General features: G+C 71.0%; 7 protein-coding genes and 1 pseudogene. All 8 read left to right on the top strand.

The window, feature by feature from the left end:
* Positions 1 to 231, top strand: a pseudogene (locus ACIRST_RS17505) (potassium-transporting ATPase subunit B); the annotation flags it as partial.
* Between the two features lie 14 nt (positions 232 to 245).
* The gene (gene kdpC / locus ACIRST_RS17500) at positions 246 to 881 is read left to right on the top strand and encodes a potassium-transporting ATPase subunit KdpC (RefSeq protein ID WP_402803014.1); all 636 of its coding nucleotides are present in this window, start codon (positions 246 to 248) and stop codon (positions 879 to 881) included.
* Positions 882 to 1,011: 130 nt separating this feature from the next.
* Positions 1,012 to 3,591: an ATP-binding protein gene (locus tag ACIRST_RS17495; protein WP_402803013.1), complete on the top strand. Its 2,580-nt coding sequence runs from the start codon at positions 1,012 to 1,014 to the stop codon at positions 3,589 to 3,591.
* Complete coding sequence (locus ACIRST_RS17490; RefSeq protein WP_402803012.1) at positions 3,588 to 4,262, top strand: response regulator; 675 nt, start codon at positions 3,588 to 3,590, stop codon at positions 4,260 to 4,262. The genes ACIRST_RS17495 and ACIRST_RS17490 overlap by 4 nt, the downstream gene beginning before the upstream one ends.
* Before the next feature lie 201 nt (positions 4,263 to 4,463).
* Complete coding sequence (locus tag ACIRST_RS17485; protein WP_402803011.1) at positions 4,464 to 5,630, top strand: hypothetical protein; 1,167 nt, start codon at positions 4,464 to 4,466, stop codon at positions 5,628 to 5,630.
* A 254-nt stretch (positions 5,631 to 5,884) separates the two neighbouring features.
* Positions 5,885 to 7,381 (top strand): hypothetical protein, encoded by a 1,497-nt coding sequence (locus ACIRST_RS17480; RefSeq protein WP_402803010.1) that lies wholly within the window; start codon positions 5,885 to 5,887, stop codon positions 7,379 to 7,381.
* Positions 7,382 to 7,589: 208 nt separating this feature from the next.
* Complete coding sequence (locus tag ACIRST_RS17475; protein ID WP_402803009.1) at positions 7,590 to 9,143, top strand: Na+/H+ antiporter; 1,554 nt, start codon at positions 7,590 to 7,592, stop codon at positions 9,141 to 9,143.
* A 641-nt stretch (positions 9,144 to 9,784) separates the two neighbouring features.
* Positions 9,785 to 11,014: a serine hydrolase domain-containing protein gene (locus ACIRST_RS17470; RefSeq protein WP_402803008.1), complete on the top strand. Its 1,230-nt coding sequence runs from the start codon at positions 9,785 to 9,787 to the stop codon at positions 11,012 to 11,014.
* Positions 11,015 to 11,048 lie beyond the last annotated feature (34 nt).

Raw genomic sequence — 11,048 nt, 5'->3', positions numbered from 1 at the left:
ATGGGCCTGCACAGCCCCCAGTCCGCGATCACCTCGGCGATCATCTTCAACGCCCTGGTCATCATCGGCCTGATCCCGCTCGCCCTGCGCGGCGTGAAGTACCGCCCGTCCGACGCCAGTTCCCTGCTGCGCCGCAACATCGGGATCTACGGCTTCGGCGGTCTGGTGGTGCCGTTCGTCGGCATCAAGCTGATCGACCTGATCGTCCAGTTCATCCCCGGCCTGAGCTGAGAGAGGAGAATCCGATGTCCAAGCCCCTGCCCACCACCGTGCGCACGCACTTCACCGCACTGCGGATCCTGTTGGTCCTGACGGTGATCCTCGGAGTCGCCTACCCGCTGCTGGTGACCGGGATCAGCCAGGTCGCGTTCAGTGAGAAGGCGAACGGCTCGATCGTGAAGGCCGACGGCAAGGAGATCGGGTCCAGCCTGATCGGCCAGAACTTCAACCTGCCCAAGGCGAACCCGGACGACCCGAAGGAGGAGGCCCAGCCGGACCTGAAGTGGTTCCAGCCCCGCCCCTCCGCCGCCGGGACCGGCTACGACGCCTCCTCGTCCAGTGCCTCGAATCAGGGCCCGAACAGCGAGGACCTGCTGAAGGCCGTCAACGACCGCCGCGCCGCCGTCGCCGCGTTCGACGGCGTCGACCCGGCGAGCGTCCCGGCCGACGCGCTGACCGCCTCCGGATCCGGCCTCGACCCGCACATCTCCGTGGCCTACGCCAAGGAACAGGTCAACCGAGTTGCCAAGGCCCGCAACCTGCCAGTCGACAAGGTGAACCAGCTCGTCGACACGTACACCGAGGGCCGCTCGCTGGGCTTCCTCGGCCAGGACGGCGTCAACGTCGTCCTGCTCAACAAGGCGCTCGGCGAGCAGAAGTGATGACTCTCCATAAGCCTGCCGAGTGACCAGACCGACCCGGGCGCGGGGGAGTAGACCCCTCGCACCCGGGTCGGTCGCCCATGTCTGCGCACCACCAACCTGCCAGCGACACAAGGAAAGAGCAGCGCCCATGGCCCGCGACCTCGCCCCCGGCACCGTGCACCGCCGTGGCCGGCTGAGGGTCTATCTCGGTTCCGCCCCCGGGGTCGGCAAGACCTACCGGATGCTGGACGAGGCCCATCGCAGACAGGACCGTGGAGCGGAGGTGGTGGTCGGATTCATCGAGTGCCATGGGCGGCGGTTCACCGAGGACCTGGTGCAAGGGCTGGAGGTGATCCCGCGCACCAGACGGGCTTATCGGGGCGCCGAGTTCGCGGAGATGGACCTCGACGCGGTGCTCGCCCGCCGCCCGTCCGTCGTGCTGGTCGACGAGCTGGCGCACACCAACATCCCCGGCGGCCGGCACGCCAAGCGCTGGCAGGACGTGGAGGAACTGCTCGCCGCCGGGATCGACGTCATCACCACGGTGAACGTCCAGCACCTGGAATCGCTGAACGACGTCGTTCAGAAGATCACCGGCATCCCGCAGCGCGAGACCGTCCCGGACGAGGTGGTCCGCCGGGCCGACCAGATCGAGCTCGTCGACATGGCCCCGCAGGCGCTGCGCCGCCGGATGGCCCACGGCAACGTCTACAAGGCGGAGAAGGTCGACGCAGCTTTGTCCAACTACTTCCGGGTGGGCAACCTGACCGCCCTGCGCGAACTCGCCCTGCTGTGGGTCGCCGGGCGGGTCGACGAGGGACTGCGCGACTACCGCGCCGCCCACAGCATCGACCGGGTTTGGGAGACCCGCGAACGCGTCGTGGTCGCCCTCACCGGCGGCCCCGAGGGCGAGACCCTGATCCGCCGCGCCGCCCGGATCGCCGACCGGACGGCCGGCGGCGACCTGCTCGCCGTCCACGTCACCCGCAGCGACGGCCTGGCCGGCGCCTCCTCCGGCGCGCTCGCCCAGCAGCGACAGCTGGTCGAGGACCTCGGCGGCAGCTACCACGTGGTCGTCGGAGACGACATCCCCACCGCGCTGCTCGCCTTCGCCCGCGCCCACCACGCCACCCAGCTCGTGCTCGGCACCAGCCGCCGCGGCCGGATCAACCGCTTCCTCACCGGCCCCGGCACCGGGCAGACCACCGTGGACGCCTCCGAGGACATCGACGTCCACATGGTCACCCACGAGTTCACCGGCCGCGGCCGGCTGCCCTCGCTCGGCCGCCGCCACTCCCGCCGCCGCACCATCGCCGGCTACCTGGCCGGCCTGATCGTCCCCCTGCTGCTCACCGCCGCACTGTCGCCGTTCCGTAGCACACTCAACCTGACCACCGACGCACTGATCTTCCAACTCGGCGTCGTAGGCGTCGCATTGTTGGGAGGTGCGCTGTCCGCCCTGGTGGCCGCGGTCATCGCCTCGGTGCTGCTCAACTACTTCTTCATCCCGCCCCTCCACACCCTGACCATCGACGAGACCAACAACATCGTCGCCCTGGTGGTCTTCGCCACCGTCGCGCTCACCGTCTCCACCGTGGTCGACCATGCCGGCAAGCTCACCGCCCGGGCCGCCCGCGCCACCGCCGAGGCCGAGACCCTCTCCACCCTGGCCGGCAGCGTGCTGCGCGGCGCCGACGCGCTGCCCGCCCTGCTGGAGAAGTCCCGGACGGCGTTCGGGATGGACTCCGTCGCTCTGCTCGACAGCCTCACGGGAGAGACGATCGCTCGCAGTGACTCCGAGGCGGGCGGGGTGGAGGAGATCGAAGGCCAGGAGTCGACCGAGGTGGCCGTCGGAGAACGGGCCCTCCTGGTGCTCACCGGTCGCCGGCTTCCCGCCGCCGACCAGCGCGTGCTCACCGCCTTCGCCGCGCACGTCGCCGCCGCCCTGGAACGCGACCGGCTCGCCGTGGTCGCCGCCGAGGTCGAACCGATCAAGGCCGCCGACCGGATGCGCACCGCCCTGCTCGCCGCCGTCAGCCACGACCTGCGCACCCCGCTCGCCGCCGCCCGCGCCTCGGTCGGCTCGCTGCGCAGCCCCGACGTCGAGTTCTCGCCCGAGGACCAGGCCGAACTGCTCGCCACCGCCGACGAGTCGCTGGTCAAGCTCACCCGTCTGGTCGACAACCTGCTCGACATGAGCCGCCTCCAGGCCGGCGCACTCACCCTCCACCTGGCGCCCGTCCCGCTGGAAGAAGTGCTGATGCGCGCCATGGACTCACTGACCGACCCATACGCGCCCGTCCAGCCCCTGGACCTGGACACCGCCCCGGCGGTGCTCGCCGACCCGCCCCTGCTGGAACGCGTGCTCGCCAACGTGATCACCAACGCGCTGCGCCACAACGCCCCCGGCGCGCCCGTCCTGGTCACCGCCAGCCACCACGCCGACCAGGTCGAGGTCCGGGTGATCGACCGCGGCCCCGGCATCGCCCCCGAGGACCGCGACCGGGTCTTCCTGCCCTTCCAGCGCCTCGGCGACACCGACAACACCACCGGCGTCGGCCTCGGCCTCGCGCTGTCCCGCGGCCTCGCCGAGGCCATGGGCGGCAGCCTGGAGGTCGAGGACACCCCCGGCGGCGGCACCACCATGCTGCTCACCCTGCCGGCGGTGCCGGAGACGCGGATCGAGGAGCCCGGCACCGTTTCGCCGGAGAGGAGCGCCGACCGGTGAGCCACATCCTCGTCGTCGACGACGAGCCGGCGCTGCTGCGCACCCTGCGGATCAACCTCCAGGCCCGGCACTACTCGGTGCTCACCGCTGCCATCGGCCAGGAAGCCCTCGACTCGGCGGGCCGGGTGCCGCCGGACGCCGTCGTACTGGACCTCGGTCTGCCGGACTTCGACGGGGTGGACGTCATCCACGGCATCCGCTCGACGCTGGCCGTGCCGATCATCGTGCTGACCGGCCGGGCCGACATCGAGGACAAGCTCCGGGCGTTCGACGCGGGAGCGGACGACTACGTGACCAAGCCGTTCGTCGTCGACGAACTGCTCGCCCGGCTCCGAGCCGTTCTTCGCCGGCCCGCCCCGCCCGCGCCCGAGCCAACGACACGGATCGGACCGTACGAGGTCGATCTCGCCGCGAGCACGGTCACCGGCCCGGCCGGCCCGGTCCGACTGACACCGACCGAGTGGAAGATCCTCGCGCTGCTGCTGGCCAACCCGGGCCGACTGGTGCCCGGAAAGCAGATCCTGACCGAGGTCTGGGGCCCGGACGCGGAGGGCAACGGCAACTACCTGAGGGTCTACTTCTCCAGCATGCGGCGAAAGCTCGAACCGAACCCGGGCCGTCCGCGCCACCTGATCACGGAACCCGGGATCGGGTACCGGTTCCAGCCCTGACCCGGCTGCATCCGGCATGCGGCCCCTGCACGTAACAACGGGCCTGTCAGGCAAGGGCGTTCAACGGAATCTACGCCTCCTTGATCCACTTCGCATGGATCCCGTCAGGATCACCGACGGAATCCCGGATTCGACGTTCCGCCCTGCCATCGTGCTTTCCGACCGGATCCGTTCGGGTCCGAATTCGAAGGAGAGCACGTGTTGTCGAGGATCAAGCCGGCGGCCGTGGCCGTGGGCCTCAGCACCCTGGCCGTCGCGGGCCTGGCCGGGCCGGCGGCGGCCGACGGGAGCTCCGACCCGGTCAAGGAGAACTGCAACGCCGCGAACGTGGTGACGCCGGGCTCCACCGCCTTCGTGTGGTGCATCCAGGCGGCCCAGCAGAGCGGGGAGGCCAAGCGGCTGGCCCGCGAGGGCTTCGTCAAGGGCCTGCTCGACCTACTGGTGAACAAGACCGGCGGCTACTACAACGTCATGATCTTCGACATCAAGGGCAACAACGCCTTCGGGGATCCGTGGTACGTCCACAACTACGAGGAGCACCTGGAGGACGTCGACTTCACGTACGACGTCACCTACCGCGACCAGACCTCGCGCGAGGACCAGACCTACCGGATCTGGATCTTCCACGGCGGCGGCATGTTCGCCAACGGCTTCGACGGCGGCTGGGGGAACTGGGCGTTCTACGGTCTGTTCGACCGGTCCTCCCGCGAGCACAACTGGGCCTACCCGCCGGGCACCAGCCGCCCCGGCCAGCGGTACAACCACACCGACGCCGTGGTGAACTTCCGACGGACACTGACCAGCGCCGTTCCGTCCGGCACCCCGGCCCAGCCCGGCCGGCCGGCGTCGCCCGAGGTCCCGGCCGTCCCCGCCGTCCCCAAGGGCGGCGAGCCGGCCACGCCGGGCGTCCCGATCCAGCCCGGCAAGCCCGCTCACCCCGGCGAGCCCGCCAAGCCCGGCAAGCCGTCCGGTTCGGGCCGCCCGCCGCTGGACACCCCGGTGTACCTGCGGACGGTCAACGGCCTCGGCGCCGTCGCCACCGGTGAGGCTCCGGGCTCGACGGTGATCGCCGGCAAGCTCGGCGGTGCCGATTCCCGCTGGACCTTCAAGGACGCCGGTGGCGGCCGCTACCGGATCACCAATGGCCTCGGCCCGGAGCTCACCGAGAACACCGGCACCTACTTCGCCGACGTCAACGGCTGGAAGGGCGGGGCGGAGCAGAAGTGGGAGGTCCTCAACATCACGGGCGACACCTACCAGATAAGGATCAGTGACCAGGACTGCCTGACCTACCACGAGGACCGGAAGACGCTCGGCGTGTGGACCTGCGACGGGTCCGCCGAGCAGCAGTGGACGATCTCCCGCTGAGGTGCCGCCAATACTGCGTCAAGATGGCCGTCGGCCGCGTCAAGGAGCCGTCAGGGCGGGCGGACAAGTGTTCGGCCGTACCTAGTGTGAGCTGCGAGGAAACGGTTCGCTGCCCGGGCGTGGGGCCTGGCGGCGAACCGTTTGCCGAACCCCGACCCCCGGCGGGTTCCTCCGGGACAGGTTCGGCGGCCAGTGAGAAACAGGGGAGGGGGCGCGCGGCGATGCCAACGGGAACGTCGGGCGGTACGGCGGTCATGAGGAAAACAGTCGCGTCGGAGACGGCGCGACAGGAGACAGCCGCACCACCACCCGGGCCGCGCGCCCCCCGGCACTGGACCGGAAGCTCCTGGCGCAGCCGGGCGTGGTGGAACACCCCGCGCCTGGTGCGCGCCCTCACCGGCCTCTGCCTGGCGGCGCTGCTCGCCGCCGGAGCGGCGGCCGGCGCCGTCCTGGGCGGGGCCCGGGACGGCACGGACGTGATCGGTCACGAGGCCGCCCCGCAGGTGGTGCGCTCGGCGGACCTGTACTTCGCGCTCAACGACATGGACGCCCAGGCCGCGAACCTGCTGCTGTTCGGCGCCGATCCGGACTACACGGCGCCGCGCAAGGAGACGCTGGACACCTACGAGCAGCGGCGCACCCAGGCCGACACCGACCTGCAGCGCGTCGCGGAGGCAGTGGCGGGTGACGAGGCCGGACAGCGGGCCGTGCAGACCGTCATCGGTGAACTCGGCCGCTACGAGGCCCTGGTGGCCCAAGCCCAGCTGCTGGAGGACCAGGCCCACGCCCCGGCCGGCCGCCCCTCGGCGGACGCCCTCGCCGCCTACCGGCAGGCCACCGACCTGCTGCGCCAGCGCCTGCTGCCGGCGGTCGACGACGTCACCAAGGCCAACGCGGCCGTCGTGGAACACAACTACGCGGACCAGCGTGACGCCCTGGCCGGCGGCTGGTGGTGGATCCTGCTCACCGGCCTGGTCGTGCTGGGTGCGCTCGGACTGCTGCAGCGGGTGCTCGCCGTGCGGTTCCGGCGGCTGGTGAACGTGCCGCTGGCCGTCACGAGTCTGCTGGCCTTGGTGGGCCTGGTCACCGCGCTGACGCTGACCTCCCGGGCGGACCACCACCTGGTGGTCGCCAAGAGCAACTCCTTCGACTCGGTGATCGCCCTCAGCCGGGCACGCGCAGTGGCGTACGACCTCAACGCCGACGAGAGCCGCTACCTGACCGACCCCGCCCGGGCTGCCGCCTACGAGCAGAGCTTCCTCGACAAGACCCAGTCCTTCGCCCGGGTCGACGGCGCCGGCCTCGCCACGTACGACGACCGGCTCGCCGCCCTCGCCGACAAGCACCGCGCCGACCACGGCCAGGTCGGCTTCGGCGGGTACCTCGGCGACGAACTGCGCAACATCACCTTCCCCGGTGAACAGGACGCGGCGGAACGGGTACTGGCCGCCTTCCAGCAGTACCAGCGCGACGACCGGAAGATCCGCGAGCTGAACGCCCAGGGCAGGCTCAAGGAGGCCGTCACCTACAACACCGGTCTCACCCCGGGCCAGTCCAACGCCGACTTCGGCGTCCTCAGCGCCGCCTTGGACGACAACCAGGCCATCAACCAGCGCGCCTTCGACGGAGCGGTCGCCGACACTGACGACGACCTCGACGCCACCACCGCCGGCTTGGGCGCGGCAGCGCTGGCGGTGGCGCTCGCCCTGACCGCGCTGGGAGTGCGGCCGCGTCTGCGCGAGTTCGCCTGAGTCGGAGTGTCGAGGCGGCCAGGGGCCCGGACGCCCGGCTCGTCGTTCGTGCCGCCGGCACTCCGGTGTCCGGCGATTCCACCCCGTCGATCTCCGCTAATGCTCCGATAAGATGACCACAGGTGTGCCGGGAAGCCTGGTCGGCGCGGGGGACGACTGCGGCGATCGGCGGCGGTGACCCCGGTTCTTGCGATGGGGTCCTCCACCGATGCACGTTGTGGCGATCGTTCTCGTCCTGGTGGTGCTGGCCACGGCCGTGGCCACTTTCGCCGGGCGCCTGCGCGTTCCCGCGCCGTCGCTGCTGGTCCTGGCGGGCATCGGAGTGGCGCTGATACCCGGTGTCCCCGCGCTGCACGTCCCGCCGCAGATCATCGGCACGGTGGTCCTGCCGCCCCTGCTGTACGCCTCCGCCGAGGAACTGTCGCTGCGCGACCTGCGCACCGTGTGGCGCCCGGTGACGATCCTCTCCTTCGGCCTCGTCTTCGCCTCCGCCGCAGCCGTCGGCTTCACCGCCGTCGCCGTCGCCGGCCTGCCGCCCGCGATGGCCTTCGTGCTCGGCGCCGTACTCTCCAGCACCGACCCGGTGGCCGTCAGTGCGCTCGGCCGCCGCCTCGCCCTGCCCGGGCGCCTCCAGGTCCTGGTGCAGGCGGAGAGCCTGTTCAACGACGCCACCTCGCTGGTGCTGTTCAAGGTGGCCGTCGGTATCGCGGTAGCGGTCGGAGCCTCGGTGAGCCTGCCCGCGGCGGGCGGGGAGTTCCTGCTGCTCGGCGGGGGCGGCAGCGTGGTCGGCGCCGCCGTTGCCGGACTGGTGTGGCTGGTGCGCCGCCGCACCACCGACCCCGTCCTGGAGACGGTGATCGCCCTCGTCACCCCGTACGCGGCGTACGTCCTCGCGGAGTCCGCGCACACCTCCGGCGTCACCTCGGTCGTCGTCGCCGGCGTGCTGCTCGGTCGCTCCGGCCACCGGCTCACCGACGCCCACATCCGCCTCCAGCTGCACGCCGTGTACGCGGTGGTCGTGTTCCTGCTGGAGAGCGTCGTCTTCTCCATCATCGGCCTGGAACTGCCCACCCTGGTACGGGACCTGCCCCCGGGCACCGGCTGGTGGCCACTGCAGGCGCTCGCGCTGGCCGCCGTACTGATCGCGGTGCGGGTCCTCTCCACGCTGCCGCTGACCCGCGCCGTCAAGCCCAGCCAGGGCCGGGGCCGGCTCTCCTGGCGGGTCGCCGGAGTGGTCACCTGGGCCGGCACCCGCGGCGTCATGCCGCTCGCCGCCGCCCTGTCCATCCCGCTGCTCGCCGACGACGGCACCAAGCTCACCGGACGACCCCTGGTCCTGGTGCTCACCACCGCCGTCGTCGTCTTCACCCTCGTCGGCCAGGGCCTCACCCTCGCCGCCGTCGTCAACCGCTCCGGCCTCGCCCTCGAACCCGAACACACCGCCCGCGAGGAGGACGACGCCCGCGACACCCTCAACCGCGCCGCCCTCCACCACGTGGAACACCTCGCCGAACTGGAGGCCGTACCGGACACCGCACTCGACCGGGTCCGCCGCGGCCTCACCGCCCGCCTCGACCGCAGCGCCGAGACACCCGACGGCACCACCGCCGACGCCGCCTACCGCCAGCTGCGCCACGAGGTCATCGCGATCCAGAGCGCCGAACTGCACCGCCTCTACGACGAGCACCGCATCAGCGACACCACCCGCCGCCGCCTCCAGCACGACCTCGACCGGGAGGAAGCCGCCCTCGGCACCCCGTGACCCGTCGGGCTCTCGCGGAGGAGGTTCAACGGCGTCGCCGCGGCGGGAGCACCACGGTGAGCGTCGCACACACGGCCGCCCCGAACAGGAGCCCGCCCCACGGCGCCGTACCACCAGGACGGTGTGCCACCATCCCGAAGACGAAGAGAGCGGTCCCACCGCACACGAGGAAGAGAACGAAGGCGCGGAGCGCGGACCGCCACCTGTGGCGGGCTGTTCCTGAAGTCACGGAAGGGATTATCCACCCGGGGCAGGACCCCGCTTGCCGTCCGGCGGTGGCAGAGGGTCAACCAGCCGGACACCGACGGCATCGACATGGCCCCGAGCAGATGGCCGAGTTGGCCGGCCGTCACCTCGTCGGTACCGAGCCGCATCGGGGACCGGCTGCGGTGCTGGCGCCCGGTGCGCGTCGACCGTGCTCCCGCTCGCCCCCGCCGTACAGGATGCGTTCACTCCCATCTCATTGCAACGGAAGGCTCGACCGGTCATTGCATTTGATGTCATAGCCAATGCAACGAAAGTCAATGTGCCGCATCTGGCTTGGTATTTGGCGCCGGTGTCACGTTGACGTATATCTGAACGCAATGTAGCTTCATCATTGTTCAGTGATTCGCGAACGCTTTCACAGGGGGAGATCCATGATGGGAAAGAGCAGCGGCGGCTTCTCCGAAGCGGGGCTGCGCAAGGTGCGCGACGTACTGGCGCGCCACGTCGATTCCGGGCGGATCCCCGGACTCGTCGCGCTGGTCGGCAGGGGCGACGAGACGTACGTCGAAGCGATCGGGACGATGAGCCACGACGGCGGTCCGCCGATGCGCAGGGACACGATCTTCCGGATGGCCTCGACCTCCAAGCCGGTCACGATGGCGGCGGCGATGGTCCTGCTGGACGAGTGCGGGTTGCGGCTGGACGACCTGGTGGAGCAGTGGCTGCCCGAGCTCGCCGACCGTCGGGTACTGAAGCGGATCGACGGCCCGCTGGACGACACCGTGCCGGCGCGCCGCCCGATCACCGTGCGGGACGTTCTGACCTCGACGTTCGGGCTCGGAATGGACATGACCTCGCTGGGGACCCCGATCATGAACGCGGTCTTCGAGCAGGGGCTCACGCCCGATCTGCCGACGCCGATGCCCGAACCGGACGAGTGGATGCGCCGCCTCGGGACGCTTCCGCTGATGCACCAGCCCGGAGAGCAGTGGCAGTACCACATCGCCAGCGACCTGCTCGGTGTGCTCGTCGCCAGGGTTGCGGGCCAGTCCTTCGAGACGTTCCTGCGCGAGCGCGTCTTCGGCCCGCTGGGCATGAAGGACACCGGTTTCCACGTGCCCGCCGACCGGATCGACCGACTTCCGCCCCTCTACGCCCCCGACCCGCAGACCGGGGAGTTCACCGTGTGGGACGAGCCGGCGAACGGACGCTGGAGCCGGCCGCCGGCGTTCCCGGGCGGCGGTGGCGGGCTGGTCTCCACCGTCGACGACTACCACGCCTACTTCCGGATGCTCCTGAACCGGGGCATGCAGGGGAGTGAGCGGATCCTGTCCCGGCCCGCTGTCGAGCTGATGACCGGCAACCGCCTCACACCCGAACAGACCGCGACCCGTACGGCAATGGCCCGTGACAACGTCCACGTGTCGTACGGCCAGGGGCAGCACGGCGGTTGGGGCTTCGGCATGGCGGTGCGCACCTACCGCGGTGACTACGCGCCCGTCGGTCAGTTCGGCTGGGACGGCGGGAGTGGCACCACGACCTACGCCGACCCGGAGAACCGGCTCGTCGGCATCCTGCTCACCCAGGTCGGGATGTCCGTCCCGCACGCGGCGCGGCTCGCTCAGGACTTCTGGACCACGGTCTACCAGGAGATCGTCGACTGACTCGGACCCGCTGTCCGGGCAACGGCTGACGGCC

Origin of the sequence: Kitasatospora sp. NPDC101447 (genome assembly GCF_044767225.1) — a bacterium.
Classification (GTDB): domain Bacteria; phylum Actinomycetota; class Actinomycetes; order Streptomycetales; family Streptomycetaceae; genus Kitasatospora.
This window is presented reverse-complemented; position numbering and strand designations above follow the sequence as displayed.